The sequence below is a fragment of the Pedobacter insulae genome, from assembly GCF_900113525.1.
GTDB classification, from domain to species: domain Bacteria; phylum Bacteroidota; class Bacteroidia; order Sphingobacteriales; family Sphingobacteriaceae; genus Pedobacter; species Pedobacter insulae.
The window spans coordinates 25,611-51,459 of record NZ_FOPP01000007.1; the positions used below are offsets into that span (position 1 = coordinate 25,611).

Below are 25,849 nucleotides of genomic sequence, written 5' to 3' on the forward strand. Positions count from 1 at the left end.
TTATCGTCCCGCGTCGCAAACACCTTTGAAATAACCAACCGATTCGGCTATCCCTGCTAGTGGGTCTTTCATGTCTTTTTCATATTCTAAACTACAAGAACCCTTATAGTTTACCTTTCTCAGCATTTTTACGAATGCTGGGATATCAATTATCCCACGACCAAGTTCACATGTACTACCATCTTTCGTAGCTGCGGTGACATTCTTTAAATGCATATCAAAAATTCGTTTAGCAAATTTTTGAAGATCAGCCACCGAATCCCGTCCATCTCTTTTGTTATGTCCCATGTCGAAGCATATTCCTACACGTTGATCCAGGTTTTTAATGAGCTTATAAATGCTTTCTGCATTAGGGTATAGCTTATCTTCCGGACCGTGGTTATGAATAGCATACCTAATGTTAAACTCTTTCGTTTTCTGGGCAACATATTCCAGATCGGCATGAGCTGGAATACCTATTATTAGGTCAACACCAACTCTTTTAGCATAATCAAAGGCATTGTCAATTTCTTCTTTTGTTTTAGTATATATAGGCCCAACTGCATAACCAGTTACCTCATATTCTTTTAGTTTAGCATGAAAAGCAGCAATTTCTGTTGCTGTACTTTTGTAGGGCAAATGGAAGTCTTTAATACAGAGATAATGAACATCCACCTTTTTCATCATTTTTAAGGAGGCATCAAGATTAAAATTAACAAAGCTATATCCTGCAATACCTAGTTTAAAGGCATCCGTTTGGGCAGCTGCCTGTTCAATCGGTTCAGCGAAAGCTGATGGAATACTTGTAAGTGTAACTGCAGTTACACCCAATATTCCTTTTTGCAAAAAATTTCTTCTTGTAGTCATGCTAATTTGATTTGTTGTCGAATTTAGTATTTAATCTATCCAGTTCAAACTTTATGGGATGAAATTTTGCGTAATTAAACAGCAAACGTTTGCGTAGTAAGTGCCTTTGTTTGAAATAATTTTGCTTTTTCTTTGGTCGAGATAAAAGATTTTATATTTCTATGCTTAATTTGCCTTATCTTCAAAAATAAAAAAGATGCTATTCAAAAATAGCAAAGGATTTTAGCTTTAAAATTATATAATTACATGAAAAGAAGTGAGTTTATTAGAAATGGTTTGTTAACTGCGGGTGCTATAACTGCAGGCATAGCAACTAAGGAAGCTGTTGCAGCAGAGAAACAAAATTTTGCTTTAACTGATAAAGTTTTCAATATGGATTATGCCCCACATCAGGGGATGTTTGGGAACCATGCTGGTAAAAATTTTCTAGATCAAATCCAATTCATGTATGATAGAGGCTTTCGTTCCATTGAAGATAACGGATACTTAAACAGACCAGTTGAAGAACAAGAGAAAATAGGTAGCTTACTGGCTAAGTTGGGTATGAGAATGGGAGTTTTTGTAGTTGATGGGGGCGACAACTGGAAAACATCGCTGACTACAGGTAAAAAGGAGTTTAAGGATAAATTTGTTCAAACCTGTAAACTGTCTGTTGAAGCCGCAAAGCGCTGTAATGCAAAATGGCTTACTGTGGTGCCGGGTTTTTACGAAAGAAATTTACCTTATGGAAATCAATTTGCCAACGTAATTGACGCGATGCGCGCCGGAGCCGAGATATTTGAGCCACACGGTTTGGTAATGGTGATTGAAACATTAAGTGATACACCGGAATTGTTCCTGCAAAAAACAAACGAAACTTACGCAGTTTGTAAAGCTGTTCAAAGTCCGTCTTGTAAAATACTTTATGATATTTATCATATGCAGCGCACGGAGGGCGATTTGATTAAAACTATGGATCGCTGTTGGGATGAAATTGCTTATATACAAATCGGAGATAATCCAGGCAGAAAAGAACCAACAACTGGCGAAATCAATTATAAGCACATTTTTAAGCATTTATACCAAAAAGGCTATAAAGGCGTAATGGGGATGGAGCATGGTAATGCAAAACCGGGCAAAGATGGAGAGCTCGCATTGATTTCTGCGTACCGATCTGTAGATGATTTTATGTAGTCTCTTTTTCCCGCTGCGCTGATCTAAAACCTTTTTGAACTAAAATGTGTTCCATTTTAAATGAAATAGCTAATCATTTATTATGGGACTACAGAAATACAATCAAAAACGTGATTTTTCAAAAACTAGCGAACCTAAAGCTGGAAGGAGTAAAGATAAAGGTAAGCTGTTGTTTGTTATACAGAAGCATGATGCAACCCGACTGCATTATGATTTTCGTTTAGAAATGGACGGCGTACTTAAAAGCTGGGCAGTTCCCAAAGGACCAGCTCTGGATCCTAAAACAAAGCGCTTAGCGATGATGGTAGAGGATCACCCATTTGATTACCGCAATTTCGAAGGACTTATTCCAAAAGGAGAATATGGGGGAGGAACAGTGATTGTATGGGATCAAGGCTGGTATGAAACCATAGAACCTATTAAAGGTAAAAAAGCGCAGGAGAAATATTTATTGGCCGAACTTAAAAAAGGTTCAGTAAAGATGAAGCTGCATGGAGAGAAACTTAAGGGAGAGTTTGCGCTAGTGCGAACCAATGGCATGGGCGAAAACTCATGGCTGCTAATTAAGCACGATGACGAGTTTGCCTCCAAAAAGGATGTCACCAAATTAGATAAGTCCATCATTTCGGGGAAAACTATTGAAGTGATGGAAAAAACCAGCGAGAAGATTTGGCAAAATAACCACGAAGAAAAAGTGAAAGCTAAGCTGCCAGACGTCAAGAAAAGTTCTAGCAAAAATATCCCTGCTGGAACAGAGGATCCAGAAGTGAGCAAAGATTCTCTTAAGCTTGATTCTGCTAAGCTTTTAAAATCTGCGCCTAAGTTGACGATACCCAAGGGAATTAAACCCATGCTTGCTACGTTAGTTGATGCCCCTTTCGATGATCCAGACTGGCAATACGAGGTTAAATGGGACGGATACCGCGCATTGGCTTTTGTAAATAAAGGGAAGGTGAATTTACTCTCACGCAATAACAAATCTTTTAATGATCAATTCTATCCTATCTACGATATTTTGAGTAAGTGGAAGCTTAATGCGGTTATAGATGGGGAAATTTTAGTGCTTAATGCGAAAGGGATCGCTAATTTTGGTGCACTACAAAATTGGCGTAGTGAGGCTGATGGAGAACTAATTTTCTACGCTTTTGACATCTTATGGTGTGAAGGAAAAGATCTCACTGGCTTAACGCTCGTAGAAAGGCAGGCGATTTTGAATGAAGTTATGCCAACAGATGATGATAGGGTTCGTATTTCTAACGTATTCGATGCGAGTGGGATCGATTTTTTCTCGGCAGCCGAAAGAATGGGGCTGGAAGGCATCATGGCCAAGCGCAAATCATCTACCTATGTGATTAACAACCGCTCTAAAGAATGGTTGAAAATTAAGGTGTCCAAAAGACAAGAAGTTATCATAGCAGGATTTACCCGTAATGCGGACACTTCAAAACTATTTAGTTCTTTAATTTTAGCTGTTTGGGAGGATAAAACACTAACTTATGTAGGTAAAGTAGGCACAGGGTTTTCTGATGCAGATCAGCGAAAGATGATGAAAGAATTTGAACCCTATATTACAGAGAAAAGCCCCTTTACGGTTGTCCCAGATGTTAATAAACTTTCTCGATTTCAACATAAACAATTAAATGCAAAGGCAACTTGGATGAAGCCAGAGCTGGTATGCGAGGTGAGTTTTACTGAGCTAACTGATGAAGGTATTTTCAGGCATCCTTCTTTCAAAGGAATGCGAGCAGATAAACGTGCCAAAGATGTTGTACGTGAAAAGGCGGCTGATGTGGATGAGGTAATAGAAGAAGTAGAGGCGAAGAGCCACCATGATTCGGCTATTCGTCCTCCAAAAAATGCTACTCCAAAAACGTTGCTAAACCCTAAAGACGAAACACAGATAAGAAAAGTTAATGGCAAAGAGCTCAAATTCACCCATCTTTCTAAATATTATTGGCCAGAAGACAAGGTTACAAAACGTGATATGTTCAATTATTATTATCAGGTAGCTGATTACATGTTGCCGTACTTAAAAGACAGACCGCAGTCGCTTAATCGTTTTCCAGGCGGGATCCATGGAAAGGGATTCTATCAGAAAGATGTGAAAGGGAAAGCTCCAGAATGGGCAAAGACCTTTCCATACTCAACGGGTGATGGTGAAGATAAGGAATATTTAGTAGGAGACGATCTGGCAACATTACTGTGGATGGCTTCTTTAGGTTGTATTGAGATTAACCCTTGGTTTTCTAGAATAAAGTCGCCGGATAACCCAGATTATTGTGTAATTGATCTTGACCCGGATAAACATCACTTTGATAAAGTAATAGAAGCCGCCAATGTGGTCAAGGAAGTATTAGATTCTATTGAGGTGCCTTGTTTTCCGAAGACCTCCGGCTCAACTGGGATCCATATTTATATCCCCTTGGGTGCAAAATATGACTATGATCAGAGCCAGCTCTTTGCGCAAATTATTGTAGGCATTGTAAATAAGCAAATTCCGAAGTTCACTTCGCTTGAACGTATGATTGCTGCAAGAAAGGGAAAGATGTACCTAGATTTTTTGCAAAATAGACCAGGTGCAACCATTGCCGGTCCCTATTCGCTCCGTCCAAAACCAGGAGCTACCGTTTCAATGCCAATAGAATGGGCTGAGATGAAACCTGGTTTAAAGATGAGAGACTTTACTATTTTTAACGCAATCGATAGGTTAAAAGAGAAGGGAGATATCTTTAAGGGCGTATTAGGAAAAGGAATTGATTTGGAAACAGCCATTTTAAAAGCAAAAGAGATTCACGGTTAGTTTGTTCAATGTCACGAACATAAATATCTGGTTCTTTTATTTGTGAACTAAAAAAACTTATCTATCTTTGTATCGCTAAATCAATTATCAATGTCAGAAAATAAGATATTACTTAGTCAGGACAAAATACAGCTTATTGAAGAGCTAGCGCATGTGAACGAAAGTTTAGGTCACCAACCTGCCATGTCGAAAATTCTTGCATTATTGACTGTATCGGATGAGACCGAACTTACTTTTGACCAGATTAAGGAGACCCTTGGGTTAAGTAAAAGTGCCGTAAGCCAGGCCTTAACCCAATTGGCCATGGTTAAGAAAATTGGCTACAAAACTCGGATTGGAGATCGTAAACGCTATTTTCACGTGAGAATGGCAGATTGGGATACGCAGATTTTAGCGCAATTTCAAGGGGTCGAATCTCTGGTTGCAATTTACAAAAAAGTGCTTGCAGCAAGGCCATCAAATACAAAAGAATTTAATGAGAAAATGGCAGAGATGACAGATTTCCTTTCCTTGGTGCATAACCAAGTAATTGCGCTTTATAAAAAATATCAAGAAGAGCATAAATAATTTTTTTGTCTAGTTGGTTCTTTATTTACAGAACTAACTAGTATTAACTGAAGATACAGACTCACTGGTAAGCTTAATAAGATTGAAGAAGGAAGTAGAATGGAAGAAGATAAATCAATATTAAAATCACATATAATTGCTGAAGCGGGATTGCTATTTAGGCAATATGGATTAAAAAGTGTTACAATGGATGATATTGCTAAGCACATAGGAATCTCTAAAAGGACTATCTATCAGCACTTAAACGATAAAGAAGAGTTAGTGAATAGTCTACTTGAAGCTAGATTAAGCGCTCATGAATATGAACTAAAAACAAATTCGAAAGCAGCGATAGATGCCATTCATGAAGTTGTTTTGGGCTTGGCCAACTGCAATGCCTGGTTAACTACTTTCAATGGAAAGGTATATTATGACCTTCAAAAGTATTTTTCAAGTGCCTGGGTAAAGTTAAAAGACTTTGAAGAGAGATGTTTATCTATAAGTATCAAGGCAAATTTGAAAAGGGGAATAGCAGAAGAGCTTTACCGAAAGGAAATCAACGTCGAGATTTTAACGTCACTTCGGTTACAGCAGGGTCAGTTCATTTCTGGCTTGCAACATGATCATCAACAATACAGCACAGCACACCTCATCGCCGAGATGACAGAGCATTTTCTTTATGGGGTATGCAACGTTAAGGGTGCCCGATTAATCGAAAAATATAAGCAAGTAACAAAGAATTAAACACAAATTATAATTATAAAAATGAAATCGAGAACAAAAATTGTTAAGCTGATGCTTATTGTGTTTGGAGTAATATCCCTACCGCAATTGGCAATTGCTCAGCAAAAAGTAACATTAGGGGAAGCACTAAGTTTTGCCTTAGAACATAATACCAAAGCCCGTAAAGCAAGGCTGGATATTGAAGGCGGAAAATACAAGGTTGATGAGGTTAGGTCACAAGCTTTACCTCAGCTAACGGGTACAGCAGGCTTAACGTACAATCCCATCATCGGCCAACAGGTGGTAGATTTTGGTGGAACAACACAGACCCTAAAGTTTGGTCAAAAGTGGAATTCGAATGCTGGTGTTCAGCTGTCACAGCAATTGTTTAATCAGCAAGTGTTTACAGGCTTAAAAGCAGCGAAATCAAGCGCAGAGTATTATGCCTTAACTGCGCAATTTACGGAAGAGCAGATTATCGAGATGGTCGCAAATAATTATTACCAAGTTTTGGTTACTAGGCAACAACTTAATGTAATAGATAACAACATTAAGAATGTAAAAGTAATTGAAAAAATTATAGCTAATCAATACAAAAATGGCTTGGCGAAGAAAATTGATGTGGATCGTATTAACGTTAACCTGACTAACCTTGAAACGCAGCGTGATCAAACCTCGAATTCGATTGTTCAGCTAGAAAATCAATTAAAATTCTCTATGGGAATGCCAGTTAGCAATGCGATAGTTTTACCAGAAACAGAGCTGACAGAGGTTAATCATTTGCCGCAGTTAACCGATACCGTTGCGCTCGCAAACAGAACAGAAATAAGGCTTTTAGACAATCAAGATAAGCTATTGAACTTACAACGAAAAGCATATGTTGCTGAGTATTATCCGACTTTAGGTTTAACAGGTAATTATACTTATTCTAGTCAGAGTGGTGGTTTTGATTTTTTGAGTTCTAATTCAAGCGCCATTGGTTTTGGATCGTCAGCTGTAGGTTTGACGTTGAAAGTGCCAATTTTCAATGGCTTTTTAACCAAGGCGAAAATTCGTCAGGCAGACGTGAATATTCAGAAAGCGAAAGAAGATAGAAATGAAACTACAAACGCTTTGAACTTGGCTTACGAGAATGCTAAAATTCAGTTAAAAAACAGTTTGAATACCATTAACTCACAAAGGAAAAATGCCGAACTCGCAGCAGAAATTTATAGGAGTACGCAAAACAACTATAATAATGGTCTGGCTAGTTTAACAGATTTGTTGGATACTGAAACTTCACTCACTCAAGCTCAAAACAGTTATACACAGGCCTTATTAAATTACAAAATTGCAGAAATACAATTAATCAAATCAAACGGAAACATCAAAACGCTAGTAAAATAAATATGAAAAGAATAATAACAACCCTGGTTATCTTAGTGATCGTAATTGGTGGTATCGCTTATGTATTGGGTGGAAATAAAAAGAAAAACCAAGAAAAAACAGACTTTGTGGCAAAAGGAAATGGTTCCATTGCAGTGAATGTCGCCATGGTTTCTAAAACAGTTCCTGAACTGGATTTTAATGTAAACGGAACTTTTATTCCCAATAAAGAGTTAAATTTCTTATCAGAAAATGCTGGCCGTGTAAAAGCCGTTTATGTAGAGGAAGGCGCTCGGGTTAGTAAAGGACAAGTTTTAGCTCGTATCGATGCAGAAATTATCAATACAGATAGAGAAACTGCTGAAGCTGCGTATCAAAATGCGTTAAAGGATGAGGCTAGATACCAAAGCTCTTATGCCACCGGCGGGGTAACGCAGCAACAATTAGATCAGGCAAAATTGACTACGAAAAATGCTAGGTTGCGTTTACAGGCATCTAGCAGAAGACTTAGTGACGCAAATATCAAATCGCCAATTAATGGCATTGTAAATAAAAAATATATTGAAGTTGGCTCATTTGTTACGGCACAGGGAACCCAACTATTTGAATTGGTTGATGTTTCTAAACTTAAATTGAAAGTAAATGTAAATGAAAGTCAGGTTGCTAACCTAAAAGTTGGCGATAAAGTAGCGATACAATCTACTGTTTATCCTGACGAGCAATTTACTGGAAAAATCTCTTTTATTGCAGCAAAGGCAGATGGTGCATTAAACTTTCCGATAGAAATTGAAGTTGCCAACAATATTAAAAATTCTCTAAGGGCAGGAATGTACGGCACTGCTGTGTTCGATTTCCCAAAACAGGCTTCAAGTATTTTAATTCCGCGTACTTCATTTGTAGGTAGTGTAAGTAGCAATCAAGTTTTCGTATTGGATAAAGCAAGTAACACCGCAAAAATAAGAAAAGTTGTTAGTGGCAGGATATTAGGCGAAAAGGTAGAGATTTTAAGTGGACTAACCGAGGGTGAAACTGTAATAACAAGCGGTCAAATCAATTTGGTTGATAACACTCCAGTAAGTATTGTGAAATAAATTATTCCTCAGAAGAAGCAAGAAAATGAAAATAGCAGAAATATCCATTAAAAGACCTTCATTGGTGATTGTAGTTTTTACTGCATTGACCCTGTTAGGCTTGTTAAGTTATTTCTCATTGGGCTATGAATTATTACCAAAATTCTCTCCAAATGTGGTATCGGTATCAACCATTTACCCTGGAGCATCGCCAAGTGAGGTAGAAAATACTGTAACTAAAAAAGTTGAAGACGCCGTTTCTTCAATGGAAAACGTAAAAAAAATCAACTCCACATCTTTAGAGGGTGTATCTATTGTAACCATTACGCTAACGGCTAGTGCCAATGTAGATCTATCCCTAAATGATGCGCAACGTAAAGTAAATGCCATCTTGGCAAATTTACCCGAAGACGTTAAAACGCCCTCTTTAAGTAAATTCTCGCTAGATGATATGCCAATTATCACCATCGCAGCAACTGCAAAAATCTCTGATATTGATCTGTACGATATCATCGACCAAAAGATTGCGCCAGAAATTTCTCGTGTACCTGGCGTGGCTCAAGTATCTATTATTGGAGGGGCTGAGCGAGAGGTGAAAGTAGGCATTGATGGCGCTAAGTTAAAGGGCTATGGCTTAACTATTGTTCAAGTACAACAATTAATACAAGGCGCCAACCTAGATTTCCCTACTGGTAGTGTAAAAGCAGATGGCCAAGATATCTTAGTTCGTTTATCAGGTAAATTTCAAAGTATTGAAGAATTGAGGAATTTGGTGGTTACTACCACACAAAATGGCGCGCAGGTGAGATTATCTGACTTTGCAGACGTACAGGAAACTTCTAAGGAGGCTGAGAAAATTGCCCGTATAGATAGATCGAACTCTTTAACTTTAAGCATTGTTAAACAAAGCGATGCTAATGCCGTAAGTGTAAGTGAAGGGATTAAGAAAGCAATTGCGAAAACAAATAGTGATTACGCAAAGATTAATGGTTTAAACCTCAAAATTGTCAACGATAGCTCTATCTATACGTTAGAATCAGCCGATGCAGTTATTCATGATTTAATGATTGCAGTTGTTTTGGTAGCTTTTGTAATGCTTTTCTTCTTGCACAGTTTAAGAAATGCGATTTTTGTCATGATTTCCATTCCAATATCCCTTATAGCTACTTTTATTGCCATAAGTTTATTTGGGTTTACACTAAACTTAATGTCTTTACTGGGTTTGTCTCTTGTAGTTGGTATTCTAGTAGATGACGCAATTGTGGTTTTAGAGAATATTCAACGCCACATGGAAATGGGTAAAAACAAATTTAGGGCAGCCTTTGATGCAACTAAAGAGATTGGTTTTACGGTAATTTCTATTACCTTGGTAATCGTGGTCGTATTCTTGCCAATTTCAATGAGCACAGGTTTAGTTGCAAATATTCTTCGTCAGTTCTGTATCGTCGTAATTATTGCAACCATTATGTCCTTAATTACATCCTTCACCATTGTACCGCTATTATTTTCCCGTTTTGGTAAATTAGAGCGTATAGAAGGGAAAAATGCGTTTGGGAGGTTTATATTGTGGTTCGAGAAACAACTCGCTAAATTTACAGGGTGGATCACAAACCTTTTAAACTGGACTTTAAATCATAAAGCAATTACTTTAATAGGGGTATTTATGCTGCTATTAAGTTCGTGTGGCCTGTTTGCAGGTAAATATATAGGTTTCGAATTTTTCCCTAAATCGGATAAAGGTGAATTTTTAGTTCAAATAGAACTGCCGAAGGATGCTTCATTAGAGTTGACCAACCAATATGCTTTACGTGCAGAAAACTATTTGAGCAAGAAAGCAGAAATTGATCAAATGATCACTACAGTTGGCCAGTCGAGTGGCGACATGGGAAGCTCGCAAGCTACTGCTTATAAGGCAGAAATAAACGTAAAGTTAGTAGATCGTAAATTAAGACCAGGAACTAGTAGCGACGTCTTAGCTAAAACATTCTCGAGAGAATTAACCAGAGAACTGGTAGGGGCAAATGTTAAAACGGTAAATATTTCCATTATGGGTACCGCAGAAAATGCGAATATTCAATTGGTAGTGATGGGACCAGAATTAGACAGCGCTTTACATTATGCAGAACAGGCGAAAGCTATCTTGGCAAAAATACCAGGGGCTGCAGAAACCAAGATTTCAGTAGAAAAAGGTACACCAGAAATCAATGTAAAGGTAGATCGAGACAAAATGGCTTCTTTAGGTCTAACCCTACAAACCGTTGGTGTAACAATGCAGTATGCATTTAGCGGTAACACAGATGCTAAATACCGCAAAGGGCAGTATGAGTACGATATTAATGTTCAGTTTCAAGATTTTGATAAGAAAAATATCGAGGATGTACGCAATTTAGCGTTCATCAATTCGAAGGGGCAGCAAATAAAATTAATGCAATTTGCAGAGATCAATGAGGGCTCTGGCCCATCACAACTTGAACGTTTAAATAAAACCACTTCTGTAACGGTTAAAGCACAATCCATAGGCAGGCCCACTGGTAGTATAGTGGAAGATTTTCAAAAGCAGCTTGATGAGCAGGAAAAAGAAGGAAAATTACATCGCCCCCTTGGCGTAAATTATGTGTGGGCAGGTGACCAAGAGAATCAAAGCGAGGGTTTCGGTACTTTAGGTATTGCTTTGCTGGCGTCCATTTTATTAGTGTACTTTATCATGGTTGGTTTGTATGACAGTTTTGTGTATCCATTAGTAGTTATGTTCTCTATTCCATTAGCAGTAATTGGTGCATTTTTAGCACTTGCTTTAACCAATAACAATTTGGGAATTTTTACAATTTTAGGTCTGATTATGTTAATTGGTCTAGTTGCAAAGAACGCGATTATTCTGGTCGATTTTACGAACCAAATGAAGGCAGAAGGTAAGGCTACGCGCGAAGCACTAATTTTAGCTAACCACGCTCGTTTACGCCCAATTTTAATGACAACCATAGCCATGGTAATTGGTATGTTACCTATTGCATTAGCCAGTGGCGCAGGTGCAGAATGGAAAAATGGTTTAGCATGGGTAATTATTGGTGGGTTGATCAGTTCGTTGTTCTTAACCTTAATTATTGTACCCGTAATGTACCAATGGTTTGATAACATTCTGCATTACTTTGGAATGGATAAAAAAAGTGCACCAATTGAAGAATTAATTGTAGAAAACTACGAGCACAAAGATGTTCATGAATATGATTTAAAACATTAAGCATTATTATAGAAGGCCTCAAACAAAGTTTGGGGCCTTCTGTATATTTTTCCAGATTAGTTAGGAACTATTGACTAAATAAGACGCTTTCTCCTATCTTTAGGGCTGGATAATATACGTTAATGAAAGAAATTGGTGACTACGAAGACGGAAAGTTTAATTATGAACGGCTGGCACCTATTCTGAAGGCAGTTAAGGCGGCGCGACTCCATTTAGGTCATCATCAGCCAACCAAAATGGCGCTAATTTTTAGTCGACATCGCTATTATAGGCATTTAGTGATTGAATTGGCAAGCATAAACACCAGTCTAAATGGTAAGTTAAAAAATCCACTTGTCTTTCTCGACCCATCCGACTTGATATGGAAAACTGAAAAGCAGGATGAGCTAAAGTTTTATAGTGGGGTAACCCGCTTTAAAAATAATTATAACGAAGGCTTTAGTGAATCTAATCTGGAGGCATTAAAGGCTATTTTACTTAATCCCTTAAAGCTGGATTTTTACACCCATGATGAAAAGGCTTCTTCCACCATCAATGCTGCTTCGGTTGTTCTAACACAAATTTCTGTTTTAAAGGTAAACCTTGAATTAAACGTCGATGAAAGAGGAGATTTTTTCGATATCTCCGGCCTGCTCCACCTTGATGGGAAAGCGATTGCAATGGAAGATTTAAAGCTATGTTATCATTACTTCGTTGAATTTAAGAATAGACTTTATCTAATCGAAAATCCCTATTTTCTAAATGCAATTGAGTTTTTTAAACAAAACCAGAACAATTTAATAATAACACGTTCGGAATACGAAGATTTTCAGCAAAACATACTGACGAAGTTAGAAGAGAAAATCAAGATTAATTACGCATACTTAAAACAGGCAACAAAAAAGCAGCGAATTGAGCAGGGTTTTGATCTAGAAAATGAACAAATAATTTACTTGTCAGAATCAGAAGACTTTGTATTGATCACACCAGTAATGAAGTATGGCAATTTAGAAATTCCGGTTATTTCTCAAAAGCAGATTAGGTCGAAAGATAAAAAAGGGCAACTTTTTACTGTTAATCGCAATGAGGAGCAAGAAATTCAGTTTATCAATACAATCGCTAAAATGCATCCTCAGTTTAAAGAGCAAATGGAAGAGTTTTCCTACCAAAGGCATGCCGATTGTTTTTACTTGCACCGCAAGCATTTTTTGCAGGCCGAATGGTTTTTGGAAGCATTTGAGGTTTGGAGGAGTAGGGGGATTGCTATTTTAGGCTTTAACGAATTAAAAGAAAACAAACTCAATCAATACAAAGCTGAAATTGCTATTCATGTAATTAGTGGGATCGATTGGTTTGAAACTGCGATAAAAGTTAAGTTCAATAAACAAGAGGTTTCTCTAAAGCATCTGCATAAATCTATCAGAAACAAAAGCAAATTTGTACAGCTTGATGATGGAACCTCTGGTATTTTGCCAGATGAATGGCTGGAAAAATTTGAACATTATTTTGCAGCAGGAGAGATTATTGGAGATTCACTGCATACCCCAAATATCAATTATGCCAAAGTTGAAGAATTATATGAAGAAGAGCTTTTAGATCTTGAAAGCAGAGAGCGTTTAAGTCTTTATAAATCAAAGTTCTCAGACTTCGAAAAAATTGAACATATAGAGGTATCCAAGGATTTGAATGCCACGTTACGGAGTTACCAACAAGAGGGACTTAACTGGCTGAATTTTTTGGATAGTTTCAATTTTGGAGGGTGTTTGGCAGACGATATGGGCCTGGGCAAAACGGTACAAGTATTAGCCTTTATTCTTTCTCAACGAGAGCGAGTTAAACATAATACAAATTTGGTAGTGGTGCCCGCCTCACTGGTCTTTAACTGGGAGCAAGAGATTCGAAAATTTGCTCCTTCATTAAAAGTGTTAACGGTTTATGGAGTTGCTAGAATCAAAGCAACTAACAATTTTGATCAGTATGAAATTGTGCTTACGTCCTATGGTACGTTATTGACGGACATTAAGTTACTCAAAAATTATCGATTCAATTATATTTTTTTAGACGAGTCTCAACTGATTAAAAATCCCGATTCCCAGAGATATAAAGCAGTTAGGCTGCTAAGTTCGCGCAACAAGATAGTAATGACTGGTACTCCAATTGAAAATAATACTTTCGATCTATATGGACAGTTTTCGTTTGCTTGCCCAGGATTGTTAGGAAGCCGAGAACAGTTTAGACAGTTGTATTCCGTTCCTATCGATCAATTTAAAGATGGTAAACGAGCCGAGGAATTGCACAAGAGGATTAATCCTTTTTTATTAAGGCGAACAAAAGAGCAGGTGGCTACTGAACTGCCAGATAAAACTGAAATGGTTATTTATTGTGAGATGGGTGAGCAGCAACGAGAAATTTACGAAAGTTGTCGCACCGAAATCAGAGATTATATTATGGGCACTGCCGAAGATGAGTTGACCAAAAGTAGCATGCATGTATTGCAAGGGATTACTAAGTTAAGGCAAATATGTGATTCGCCCACCATACTAAGTAAAGAGAAATATTATGGCAATGCATCTGCAAAAATGGATGTATTGATCGAACAGATAGAGAACAAAGCACCGTTTCACAAGATTTTGGTTTTTTCACAGTTCGTGAGTATGTTAGATCTTGTTAAGGCGGAACTTGTTGCTAGAGATATACCTTTTAATTATTTAACCGGTCAGACGAAAGATCGTGCAGCCGTTGTTAATTCTTTTCAAGACGATGAATCGGTTCGGGTCTTACTAATCAGTTTAAAGGCCGGGGGAGTGGGGCTTAATCTTACTCAAGCTGATTATGTATATCTTGTTGATCCATGGTGGAATCCTGCTGTTGAAAACCAAGCCATAGATAGGACATACCGTATTGGTCAGCATAAAAATGTGATGGCAGTACGATTAATTTGTCCGGATACTATTGAGGAAAAGATTATGTTAATGCAAGAAACGAAAAAGGGAATTGCAAGGGACCTCATTAAAACGGAAACATCCATTTTTAAATCGCTGTCCAAAAAAGACCTACTTGAACTGATATAGATGATAAAACAAAATTCCAAAAGCCAGTGTTCTTTAAGTAATAAGTAAAGAATTATGGAAGAGGACAAAAAGCATGAATCACTCCCGGTGATTAAGGAAAGTGACATTATAGGAGAAACTATCATTTTTGATATTCCCATCAAGCAGAAACTTGCACATGTTATCGTGACCAAAAGTGGTTCCCATTATCATATTAACCTGGATGGTGAAGACATAGGTAGTTTTCACAAAGAAAGCAATGGAGAAATTAATCGGTATGAACAGCCAAAGGGCGTTCATACCGATATTGATGAATATTTTAAACCGATTGAAGCGAAATTGGCGGAGCTAGAGCCGCCAATTTGAAAAACTTCACAAGTCAATTTTTAAAGGCTGGTTCCTTCCGATACATCATTATTATTAATGCCTTTTTTGTTTTTCTTAATTGCATCCTTCAATTTGCCAAACCGGTAATTTAGACTGGTGGTAAAGTTTCGCTGATAGTTTTGATTATAGGATTCTTGTGTGAAATTAGGTCCGTTTGTAAAATTTATTGCTTTTCTATATTTATCGAAAACATTATTAGCTGCAATAGAAAGGGTAAGTTTATTATCGAACAGTTCTTTATTAATGCTAAAAGAAGACGTTAAGAATGAATTTGTTGTGCCTTGGATAGATAAGTTCGGTCCATTATAATTCATGCTGGCAGTCCCTTGCCAAGTTTTACTGGGGCGGTAGGTCACTGATGTAAACGCACGTCTCATTAAGCCCTCTTTCTTGATCAAGATACCATTAATTTCTCCCTTAACTTTGCCATACATTGCCTGTGCACCAACTTGCGCCCTAAGTTTACTGTTAAATGGATAGTTCAAATTTACATTGGCTCCCATTAATGAACCGCTTCCCGTATTTGCAAAGCTGCTTCTTGTAATTTGAGTCACTGGATCGGTTACAGCGCTAGGCATAATTAAGTTTTCAAAGAGCATTCCCCTAGCACCAATATTTAAGGATACTTTTTTAAATCGACTGTAAGTAACTTCAAAGCTATTCCCAGTGGTCGGTTTTAGATCGGGATTTCCCGATGATTCAAAATTCGGATTAGAGCGGTCAACAAAAGGATTTAATTGATTAATGCCCGGACGCTGAATTCTCGATGTAAAACCAAAGTTAATGCTGCTCATGTTTTTAAACTTACGGTTAATCGAAATCGAGGGAATTAAGTTTAACGAAGTGTTGTTTAATTTTTGCGTACCTCCAGCGAAATTCGCATCAATTTCAGTTTGTTCTGCTCTTACACCCGCTTTTACCCCCCAATTCTTGATCATAAATTGATAGGTGTTATATACACCATAAACATTTTGTTGGTTGTCGAAAGTATTTGTTCTTAAGGGGTCTGCTTCGAAACTCCCTGAAGAGTTCATCGATGAAAATCGGAAATCACTGTTGTTATTTCTGAAAATTGCTTTTGCTCCCAATTCAATTGTCACCTTTTTAAGCGGATAAACGTAATCTATCTGAGCAGTTTCTTCTGTAGAGCCCCCCATATTATTTTGTCTATAATCGGCTAGATTGTAGGCTATAGGATTGTATATATCCACACTATTGAACTGATCATTGCTAAAGCGAAAATAACGATAAGAAAAGGTAAGTAAACGGTTCTTGTCTTTTTTAAATCCCAATTGGTAATTTAATGCGGCATCAAAGCCATTTCCGGAACCCTCAAGGTTGTTCTTAAGACCATAACTTTGGATAATCGAAGTGGAATTATAAAGGGTTGAGAGTTGTGTGGAAAGACTTTCATTCTTGTTTGCGTTGTAGTTCAATTGCCCCGATAACAAATTTAGACTATCAATTTCAAAGCTCAATTCTGTACCTACATACGCTGTTTTACCAGAGAAATCTCTCGTGCCTGTTTGGAACAAATCAGTAGGGTTGGTCCCTAAAGTTAACCTACTATTACTATTGTTAAGAAGTGGAGAGCTATTGAGATTTCCCCCTGCATTTGTTGCAATTCCAAATTTCCCTGATTTTAAGGTAAATGATCCTCCAACTCCGGGTCCCCCAACAGGGAAACGATGACTGGTATTAATGGTTCCATTTGTACCATTAACAGATTTTTTGAAGGTGATGATGTTGATTATTCCTGCAAGTCCCTCGCCATCATATTTCGCCGGCGGGGTAGTGATAACCTCAATTTTTTCAATACTAGCCGCCGGCATACTCCTTAAAATGTCCTTTGGATTTCTTTCCATCATGCCAGATGGACGGCCGTTAACTAAAATTTTATAGTTACTATTTCCCTGAAGCTGAATATTGTCATCTGCATCTACTGATAATAATGGTACTTTTCGCATCATTTCTAATACGTTATTTACCTTACTTTCGGGATCTGCTTTAACATCATAAGAAAGCCGATCTATTTCTTGTTTGATTAATGGTTTATCGCCGGAAACTGTTACCCCTTTAAGTTGAGTGGCTCCCATCGTTAAACCTATCGTACCTAAAATTTTAGAAGAACCTGCAAGGCTCACCATATGCATCTTTGTCTGATATCCTATATGTACGATGCTGACAGAATAAGTTCCGGTAACTAAATCATTAAGGACGAATGAGCCGTCTTTTGCCGTTAAAACTGATTGTATCTGTATTTTTTTATCGTTTTTTAAGATTACAGTAGCTAAGTTAATGGGTGTTTGAGCTACGGAATCGGTTACCGTTCCACTTATTTGCAGAGCAGTATTTGTTTGACTTTTTGCACTTAGGCTGAAACAAAAGAAACAAAGTAAAAAGAGTAAAGTTTTCATTTCGAATTAGTGTATTAGTGAATTAATACACAAGGATACGAATTATTTTTATTTCAAAAAATAAAATGTGACGAAAAGCTAAAAAATTGTGATGAATTTGTTTTTTACAAAAGAAGCCCGGGGATTTCTCCCCGGGCCTATATTTATTTTTCTCTGCTTTATTCTTTAAGATGTGTAACCTAGTATCTTCAGTACCTGCTTACTGTTTTGTTCCTCGCCGAATACCTCAAAATTGAAAGTTTCATCTCTATTTCTGCGGATGATTACATGTTTAGGGCTTGGAAGCAAACAATGATGAATACCTCCATAGCCACTTAGTACTTCCTGATAAGCTCCTGTATTAAAGAACCCAAGATATTGTACTTTACGTGTTTTTGGCATAAATACACTATTCATATGAGCTTCCTGGTTATAATAATCCTGCCCGTCACAAGTAATACCTCCTAAGTTTACACGCTCGTATTCAGAGTCCCAATTATTAATAGGTAACAGTACGTATTTTTGGTTCAATGCCCAAACATCGGGAAGGTTGGTGATAAATGAACCATCAAGCATTAGCCATTTTTCACGGTCATTCTGTTGTTTACGACCTAAAACCTTATATAAAATACCAGAAGCTTCTGCGACAGTATATTTTCCAAATTCGGTAATGATATCAGGCTCAATTACATCGTGTTCAGCACAAATTTCCTTAATTCGTTTTACAATTTCATTTACCATATACTCATAATCGAAATCAAAAACCAAGCTGTCTTTAAACGGCATTCCACCACCTATATCAAGCGTGTCTAACTCTGGATTAATTTTCTTGAATTTGCAGTATAAGGTAACATATTTTTCAAGCTCATTCCAATAATATGGAGAATCTGTAATTCCTGAATTGATGAAGAAGTGTAATAATTTAACTCTAAAATTAGGGTTTGCAGAAATTTTGCTATTATAGAAGTCTATCACATCCTCCATACGAACACCTAAACGAGAAGTATAGAATTGAGAGTCTGGCTGTTCTTCTGCGGCGATACGAATCCCCAAGTTGCAAGGCGTATCCATTTCTACCTCATCGTCGTAAAGATTAAATTCTTCTTTGTTATCTAACACTGGAATAATATTTCTATATCCATCATGCAACATATCTATAATATATTGCTTGTATTGATAAGTTTTAAACCCATTGCAGATAACTGTAATATCTTTTGTTAAAGCTCCTTTTTTCTCTAAGGCTTCTATCATCGGCATGTCAAATGCTGAGGAAGTTTCAAGGTGAATGCCATTTTTAAGGGCTTCTTCAACAATATGTCTAAAATGCGAACTCTTAGTGCAGTAGCAATATTTATAATCGCCACGATAATTGTTTTTAATAATAGCAGTTTGAAACAACAATTTTGCCTGCTGTATCTTTTTACTAACCATAGGTAAATAAGTGAAACGCAATGGCGTACCATAGGTTTCTATCATTTCCATTAAATTTAGATCCTGAAAATATAATTCATCGTCTATAACACTGTAACCTTCCTGAGGAAAACCAACGCTTAGATCAAGAAATTCGGAGTAACTCTGCATTTATTTCAACTATTTTTCTGCAAAAATGTAATTTTAAATCGAGAATTAAGGAGTATTGATAAATTTTTTACGCTAAGGTTGCGTTCTTATTTGCACACAATAAAAAATCCCTATCTTCGAAATACGTGAAACCAGAAGATTTAATTTTACTTTTAACTGTGGATGAGTATTCCTCTACCCCAAAATACAAGCAGTTAACGAATGCCATATTATCTGCTATTGAGAATGGTAAGCTTAAGAAAAACAGTCTTTTACCTTCAATTAATGAACTAAGTTTTAAGCTTGAAATTTCTAGGGATACAGCCGAAAAGGGATACCGTCATCTACGGAAATTAGGGGTAGTAGAATCAGTTCCTGGGAAGGGATATTTTATTACGAATACAGATTTTAATCAAAAATTAAAAATATGTTTGTTATTCAATAAGTTAAGCACGCACAAAAAAATTATCTATGATGCATTTAAGAAGGCAATTGGTGAACAAGCCCTGATCGATTTTTACATCTATAATAATGATTTCGCTCTATTCAAAAAATTAATTATCTCTAAGAAGGATGATTATTCTCATTATGTAATTATTCCTCATTTTATTGAAGGAGGCGAGAATGCTCAAGACATTATCAATACTATTCCGAAAGAGAAGCTCATTATTGTAGATAAACTATTGCCCGGAATAACGGGAGCCTATGGTGCGGTGTACGAGAATTTTTCCCAAGATATTTACGCTGCTTTAGAACAGGCTCTACCTCGCTTGGGGAAATATCATACCTTAAAGATTATATTTCCTAAAAACAGTTATTTTCCAAAAGAAATACTTACAGGTTTTTATCGGTTTTGTCAGCAATATGCATTTAACCATAAGGTAATCCATGAGATCGAATCAGAAGATATCAATGTAGGGGAAGTATATATAAATTTGATGGAAGATGATTTAGTTATATTAATTGAACGCTTAATTGCTTTAAAGATTAAAATTGGACGAGAAGTGGGTGTCATTTCTTATAATGAAACTCCTCTTAAGCGAATAATTTTAAATGGGTTAACTACAATTTCTACCGATTTTAAAGCTTTAGGTACACAAGCGGCAGAACTTATTCTAAATCATAAAACCGAAAAAATAGAAGTTCCTTTTTATTTAACTTTGAGAAAGTCTTTATAAGTTTCTGTCTCTATATTACTTGGGAATAAAATTTAAAAAAGATTGAAATTGTGATCGATGCTTTAATTTATCCAATTTAAAATAAAAAGCACCTCTTCTTGAGTTAGATTTATCTTTTTCATTTTGCTTAATCAGCATACCACTGGAAGTAATCTTACGAATAAAATTTCTGTTATCGATAGGTGAATCATACACCTGCTCATATAGCGCTTGGAGTTGGGGAATTGTAAATTTTTTGGGAAGTAATTCAAATAAAATAGGGTGTAAGGCAGCTTGATAGCGAATTTTATCTAACGCCGCCGTAACCATTTGGTTATGATCGAAAATGAGTTTAGGCACCTCTTTAAGTTTAAACCATTCAGCATGATAAAGATTGTTTAGCTGCTTGCTATATTTTTTGATGTCAATTAACGCAAAATAGGCAATTGAAATAGTCCGTTCCACAGAATCCCGTTTGGGATCACCGTAGGCGTGCAATTGTTCCAAATATACATCATGTAGTCCTGTTAATGATAAGAGAATTCTTTTAGCAGCACCGTTTAGGTCTTCGTTTTCTTCAACAAATCCGCCCATTAAACTCCATTGGTCGCGAATAGGTTCAATCGGTCTTTTGATGATCAAAAGTTTTAAGTCTTCTCCATCATATCCAAAAATGATACAATCTACAGCAACTAAGAGCTTTTTCTGATTAGCATACTTCATACCTAAAATAAATTGGTTAAAATAGGGTCATTATAATCCTTAATAAATCCCAAAATGTTAGGAAAGGACTTAAATTCTTCCTTGCGATGTGTGGTTGTCACTACGAAACACTTCATGCCAGCGCGATCGGCCGATTCAACGCCTTTAGGAACATCTTCAAATACAAGGCAGTGTTGCGGCTCAATTCCCAAAACTGCAGCTGCATTTAAAAAAGTCTCTGGATCTGGTTTGCTTAACTTCACGTCATTGGCACTTACAATCCCGTCAAAATACTGCCTGGCATTAAGTCCGTCAAGTACAAAGTCGATATTAAAGGGGATAGCTGCAGAACCGATGGCCATTTTAATGCCTGTCGTTTTAGCTGTGGCCAAAAAATCGTCTAAACCATCAATTAATTTTAAATCAGCCGCATAAGCTTCCTGATAACTTTTTTCTTTAGCCATCGAAATAGCTTCCACCTCTGCTGAGGTAAAATAATCAACTCCAAAAATGCGGATTAGAAGCTCCTCGTTTTTGCCGTACATTTCGTTTTTTACGGCTTCATAGGAAATAGCTAAACCAAGTCTTTTCGTAATAATGGCATACCACGCATCGGCATGATAGCTCATATCATTGATCATGGTTCCGTTCAAATCAAAAAGAAAAGCCTTAGGCTTAAAAATGATCTCTTGCATCTCGCTAAATTAGAAGATTTTTTTGGATTGAAAATATAATCGTTATGATAACGTTAATTTATTTTTCTTACATTAGCCTTTACCTTAACCAATATAAATTTATGAAATCACAAATTTTTAAATCTATTTTATTTCCTGCAATCTGTTTAGCGGTAGCTTTTACTGCTTGCAATTCCAATTCCTCAACATCCAACAATGACGAGGGCAAAGACGATTCGCCATATATTGCTTCTATCGATGGTAAGGAAGTTCAACTGTATACTTTAAAGAACAAGAACGGTGCTTCTGTTTCGATTACCAATTACGGGGGGCGTGTAGTTTCTATTCTGGTTCCGGATAAAGATAATAAGATGGTGGATGTTGCGCTAGGTTACGATAGCGTGAAATCTTATCAAAAAGAAGGAGAACCTTTTTTTGGGGCTTTAATAGGGAGATATGGAAACAGGATTGGGAAAGGTCGGTTTACTTTAGAAGGAAAACAATATCAACTCCAGCTAAACAATGGTCCGAATACATTGCATGGAGGAAATGATGGGTTTTTTAGTAAAGTCTGGGATGCGAAACAAGATGGACAAAAATTGGAACTAAGCTACGTCTCTAAAGATGGCGAAGCTGGTTATCCGGGAACATTAAATGTTAAAGTGGTCTATACTTTAACTGACGACAATGGGCTTCAAATTGATTATACGGCGACAACCGATAAAACTACCGTTGTGAATTTAACCAATCATACCTATTTTAATTTAAGCGGAGAGGGGAGTGGAACTATTTTGGATCATGAGTTAATGATCGCAGCAGATGCATATACGCCAGTAGATTCAACACTTATTCCAACTGGTAAAATCGCACCCGTAAAAGGAACCGCATTTGATTTTAACGTTGCCAAAGCAATTGGAAGGGACATTGAGCAGGCAGATGAACAGTTGAAATTTGGAAAAGGATATGACCATAATTTTGCGCTAGTTGAAAACAATGGAAAGACGCCGGTTGCGACTGTTAAAAGCCCTGTTACTGGGATCACAATGGAGGTTTATACAACTGAACCTGGCTTGCAGTTTTATTGTGGGAATTTTATGACAGGAATTGACAAAGACGGTAAAGGTGGCAAGTCATATCCTCATCGATCTGCATTTTGCCTAGAAACACAGCATTTCCCTGATGCTCCTAATCAGCCTAATTTTGCTTCAACTGTACTGAAACCAGGAGAAACCTATACAACAAGTACAACGTATAAATTTTTAAATAAATAATAAGTAGTTAGTATATAATCGTTAGTAGTTTGACAAGGTGCCCTAAGCATCATGTCTAACTATTAACGACTAACTGCTACGCAGCAAACTACAATTTATAAAACGCACTAGCATTGTCGTAAAAAATCATTCGCCGTTCTGCTTTACTAAATTGAGCGCAGTATTTTTGAACTAAGTTGAACCAATCTCCATAAGGTCTGCTCAATAAAACAACAGGCCAATCGCTCCCATACATTATTCTTTGGGTTCCAAAGTGCTTAAAGACAACATCAAAACAGTTGAAAATATCAGCTTCTTTCCAGTGAATCCAATCCGCTTCGGTAAATAAACCAGAAACTTTACAATATACGTTTTCATGCTGCGCCAACTCTGCGATATGCTCGCTCCATTGTTTTAAATTTCCGGTTTTGGCATCTGGTTTTCCGCAATGATCTAAAACCAAAGGCTGACCTGGTAACCGCTCAACAAGTTTAAGAATTGCTGGTAATTGGGAGTGAACACAAAGCAAATCGTAAGTATAATTATACCTGCTAAGTGCTTGAATACCTTTAGCTAAAGCAGGGTGGAGAATGAATTGCTCGTTTTCTGCTTGCAAAACATGCCGCCAACCTTTAATAAGTTTAAAATTCTGCCAATAAGCTAAACGCTCTTCCAAATCGGGATTTAATAAATCGATCCAGCCCACAATGCCATTGATGACTGGATGTTCTTTCGCTAATGAAAGGAGGAAATGGTTTTCGTCTTCTGATTGATCTGCTTGAACAGCAATACAGCCGGTAATAGGACTTGACTCAATGGCTTTTTTGAAATTAACAGGTAAGAAATTGCGACGGATAACCTCCATGTCTGGCGTAATCCAATTATCTCTAATGGGGTCAAAGTTCCAGAAATGTACATGAGTGTCGATCATAACTAGCCGTTATATGCAGTAATTATTTGTTTACTTGTTCCTAAACCGTCTATTCCTAATTCAACCACATCTCCAGCTTTTAAATACCATGGTTCTGGCTTTTGTCCGAGCCCCACACCCGCGGGTGTTCCGGTAGTAATCACATCTCCTGGTAAAAGTGTCATAAACTGACTTAAATAGGAAACTACGAAAGGAACATTAAAAATCAAATTGGAGGTATTTCCATCTTGAAGCATTTTCCCATTTACAGTAAGCCATAAACGTAAATTATGAACATCCTCAATTTCATCTGGTGTAGCAACAAAAGGGCCTATTGGGGCAAATGTATCGGCACTTTTTCCTTTTACCCATTGTCCATTACGTTCCAGTTGAAATTCGCGCTCACTATAATCATTGTGTAAAACATAACCTGCGATATGATCAAAGGCATGAGCCTCTGAAATATACTTTGCTTTTTTACCGATTACGATAGCCAGCTCTACTTCCCAGTCTGTTTTCTTGCTGTTTTTTGGAATTTCTACCGCATCATTCGGGCCAACTATGGCTGAAGTAGCTTTGAAAAATACAATTGGCTCTGCTGGTATGGGAGCATTAGTTTCTGCCGCGTGGTCTTTGTAATTTAAGCCAATGCAAATTAGTTTTGAAGGGCGTGCAAGGGCGGGACCGAGACGAGTACCTTTGTCAACTTTAATAAGTTCTGAAGTATTGATCGCTTTTTTTAATTGATCAATGCCATCTCCTGCAAAAAACTCTTCGTTATAATCGGTAACCAATGCAGATACGTCAAAGTATTCCTCGTTGATAATTACCCCTGGCTTTTCTTTTCCTGCGTCACCAAATCTTATTAATTTCATTTTTATGCTGATTTTAAAGGTTATGTTTTAAGTATTAAGGGTAGTAAATCCTCCATCGATGGGGTAGTCGCATCCGGTAATAAAGGAAGCTTCATCACTACACAAGAAAAGCGCTAAAGCACCAATCTCTTCAGGTTTGCCCATGCGACCAATGGGTTGGCTTTTCGAGAGCTTTTCGAACATTTCTGGAATGTTATCTGGATAATTCTTTGCTAAAAAACCGTCGACAAAAGGGGTATGGACCCTTGCCGGAGAAATAGAATTACATCGAATGTTTTCATTGAGGTAATCTTTAGCAACACTCATCGTCATGGCTTTAACCGCACCTTTTGCGGCACTATAGGCAAATCGGTCAGGTAAACCAACCAAAGAGGCAATCGACGCCATGTTAACAATAACACCGCCGCCCGATAATCGAAGCTGTGGAATAGCAGCATAAAGGCAATTATAAACCCCTTTAACATTTACGTTCATGATACGATCGAAATCATTTTCTGAAGTGGTATCAACTTTTCCAACATGTGCAATTCCGGCATTGTTAACCAAGATGTTAATGCTTCCAATTCGACTGAAGGTATCGATAACCTGTTGGTGATCTGATACGTCACAAGCATAACTAAAGGCTTTGCCCCCGCCATTTCCAATTTCTACCAAAGTTGACGCCGCCTGCTCCATATTGAGTTCTATTATATGAACTTCAGCGCCCTGTTTTGTCAATGCAAGTGCAATTGCCTTTCCAATTCCGCTACCCCCACCCGTAACGACCGCTTTTTTATTTTGTAATGAAAACATACATTAATTTTTTTGTTTAAGCAGCAATATCCTTCGAAAGATATGATTTTGCTTGCATTTATTCTATTTTTATACTGAGTAGAAAATTATTCTATTACAAATAAAACGGTTCTCCTATGCCGTTCATTCTATTTTATTACCTAATTAATGTGCTATCTTGGCATAGCACTGACTAATTTTAATTCCTATGCTCCATTTAAGACAATCGAAATGAATTTAAAAAGCATAACCAACAAAATAAATAAGTTTTTTTGATTGTTTAATCATTGCTGTAACTTTATTGGTAAATATATTATTTATTGGTGAATTATTTAGTATGTTTACGTTTAGGCTAATATGCTACATTAATTGGTAGA

The 25,849-nt window shown here is 37.0% G+C and carries 19 protein-coding genes; 11 read left to right on the top strand and 8 right to left on the bottom strand.

Annotated elements, in window-relative coordinates; translation table 11 throughout:
- Positions 1-846, bottom strand: a complete 846-nt coding sequence (locus BM207_RS12505) for a sugar phosphate isomerase/epimerase family protein (protein WP_090994491.1) — start codon at positions 844-846, stop codon at positions 1-3.
- A 246-nt stretch (positions 847-1,092) separates the two neighbouring features.
- Between BM207_RS12505 and BM207_RS12510 the strand changes: the two genes are divergently transcribed.
- The 9 genes from BM207_RS12510 (at position 1,093) to BM207_RS12550 (ending at position 15,156) form a co-directional block, all read left to right on the top strand.
- A complete protein-coding gene (locus tag BM207_RS12510; protein ID WP_090994492.1) occupies positions 1,093-2,019 on the top strand; it encodes a hydroxypyruvate isomerase family protein in 927 nt (308 codons plus the stop codon).
- An 82-nt stretch (positions 2,020-2,101) separates the two neighbouring features.
- Positions 2,102-4,819: a DNA ligase D gene (gene ligD, locus BM207_RS12515; protein WP_090994493.1), complete on the top strand. Its 2,718-nt coding sequence runs from the start codon at positions 2,102-2,104 to the stop codon at positions 4,817-4,819.
- 90 nt (positions 4,820-4,909) lie between these two features.
- Positions 4,910-5,386 carry a GbsR/MarR family transcriptional regulator gene (locus BM207_RS12520; RefSeq protein ID WP_090994494.1) on the top strand — a complete coding sequence of 159 codons (477 nt, stop codon included), beginning with the start codon at positions 4,910-4,912 and terminating at the stop codon, positions 5,384-5,386.
- A gap of 99 nt (positions 5,387-5,485) precedes the next feature.
- Positions 5,486-6,109 (top strand): TetR/AcrR family transcriptional regulator, encoded by a 624-nt coding sequence (locus BM207_RS12525; protein ID WP_090994495.1) that lies wholly within the window; start codon positions 5,486-5,488, stop codon positions 6,107-6,109.
- Positions 6,110-6,130: 21 nt separating this feature from the next.
- Positions 6,131-7,474, top strand: a complete 1,344-nt coding sequence (locus tag BM207_RS12530) for a TolC family protein (protein WP_090994496.1) — start codon at positions 6,131-6,133, stop codon at positions 7,472-7,474.
- Between the two features lie 2 nt (positions 7,475-7,476).
- On the top strand, positions 7,477-8,544 hold the full coding sequence (locus BM207_RS12535) for an efflux RND transporter periplasmic adaptor subunit (RefSeq protein ID WP_090994497.1): 1,068 nt from the start codon (positions 7,477-7,479) through the stop codon (positions 8,542-8,544).
- A gap of 25 nt (positions 8,545-8,569) precedes the next feature.
- Complete coding sequence (locus BM207_RS12540) at positions 8,570-11,761, top strand: efflux RND transporter permease subunit (protein WP_090994498.1); 3,192 nt, start codon at positions 8,570-8,572, stop codon at positions 11,759-11,761.
- 122 nt (positions 11,762-11,883) lie between these two features.
- Complete coding sequence (locus BM207_RS12545) at positions 11,884-14,811, top strand: DEAD/DEAH box helicase (RefSeq protein WP_090994499.1); 2,928 nt, start codon at positions 11,884-11,886, stop codon at positions 14,809-14,811.
- Between the two features lie 54 nt (positions 14,812-14,865).
- A complete protein-coding gene (locus tag BM207_RS12550) occupies positions 14,866-15,156 on the top strand; it encodes a hypothetical protein (protein ID WP_090994500.1) in 291 nt (96 codons plus the stop codon).
- A gap of 20 nt (positions 15,157-15,176) precedes the next feature.
- On the opposite strand, the gene BM207_RS12555 is transcribed toward BM207_RS12550, so the two are convergent.
- Both BM207_RS12555 and BM207_RS12560 read right to left on the bottom strand, forming a co-directional pair.
- Positions 15,177-17,594: an outer membrane beta-barrel family protein gene (locus tag BM207_RS12555; protein WP_090994501.1), complete on the bottom strand. Its 2,418-nt coding sequence runs from the start codon at positions 17,592-17,594 to the stop codon at positions 15,177-15,179.
- 165 nt (positions 17,595-17,759) lie between these two features.
- Complete coding sequence (locus BM207_RS12560; protein ID WP_090994502.1) at positions 17,760-19,154, bottom strand: arginine decarboxylase; 1,395 nt, start codon at positions 19,152-19,154, stop codon at positions 17,760-17,762.
- 125 nt (positions 19,155-19,279) lie between these two features.
- On the opposite strand from BM207_RS12560, the gene BM207_RS12565 reads away from it, so the two are divergent.
- Positions 19,280-20,311, top strand: coding sequence for a GntR family transcriptional regulator (locus BM207_RS12565; protein WP_090994503.1), 1,032 nt, complete (start codon positions 19,280-19,282; stop codon positions 20,309-20,311).
- A 15-nt stretch (positions 20,312-20,326) separates the two neighbouring features.
- Here the strand turns inward: BM207_RS12565 and BM207_RS12570 are convergent, their stop codons facing one another.
- Together BM207_RS12570 and BM207_RS12575 are read right to left on the bottom strand one after the other, a co-directional pair.
- Positions 20,327-21,013, bottom strand: a complete 687-nt coding sequence (locus tag BM207_RS12570) for an NUDIX hydrolase (protein WP_090994504.1) — start codon at positions 21,011-21,013, stop codon at positions 20,327-20,329.
- Positions 21,014-21,015: 2 nt separating this feature from the next.
- Positions 21,016-21,687, bottom strand: coding sequence for an HAD family hydrolase (locus tag BM207_RS12575; protein WP_090994505.1), 672 nt, complete (start codon positions 21,685-21,687; stop codon positions 21,016-21,018).
- A 101-nt stretch (positions 21,688-21,788) separates the two neighbouring features.
- Here BM207_RS12575 and BM207_RS12580 point away from each other — a divergent pair, with 101 nt between their 5' ends.
- Positions 21,789-22,937, top strand: a complete 1,149-nt coding sequence (locus BM207_RS12580) for an aldose epimerase family protein (protein WP_090994506.1) — start codon at positions 21,789-21,791, stop codon at positions 22,935-22,937.
- 88 nt (positions 22,938-23,025) lie between these two features.
- Here the strand turns inward: BM207_RS12580 and BM207_RS12585 are convergent, their stop codons facing one another.
- The 3 genes from BM207_RS12585 to BM207_RS12595 are packed head-to-tail and all read right to left on the bottom strand — an operon-like array spanning position 23,026 to position 25,493.
- A complete protein-coding gene (locus tag BM207_RS12585) occupies positions 23,026-23,847 on the bottom strand; it encodes an amidohydrolase family protein (protein ID WP_090994507.1) in 822 nt (273 codons plus the stop codon).
- 2 nt (positions 23,848-23,849) lie between these two features.
- The gene (locus tag BM207_RS12590; RefSeq protein WP_090994508.1) at positions 23,850-24,701 is read right to left on the bottom strand and encodes a fumarylacetoacetate hydrolase family protein; all 852 of its coding nucleotides are present in this window, start codon (positions 24,699-24,701) and stop codon (positions 23,850-23,852) included.
- 27 nt (positions 24,702-24,728) lie between these two features.
- Positions 24,729-25,493 (bottom strand): SDR family NAD(P)-dependent oxidoreductase, encoded by a 765-nt coding sequence (locus BM207_RS12595; protein WP_090994509.1) that lies wholly within the window; start codon positions 25,491-25,493, stop codon positions 24,729-24,731.
- Between the last annotated feature and the right edge of the window lie 356 nt (positions 25,494-25,849).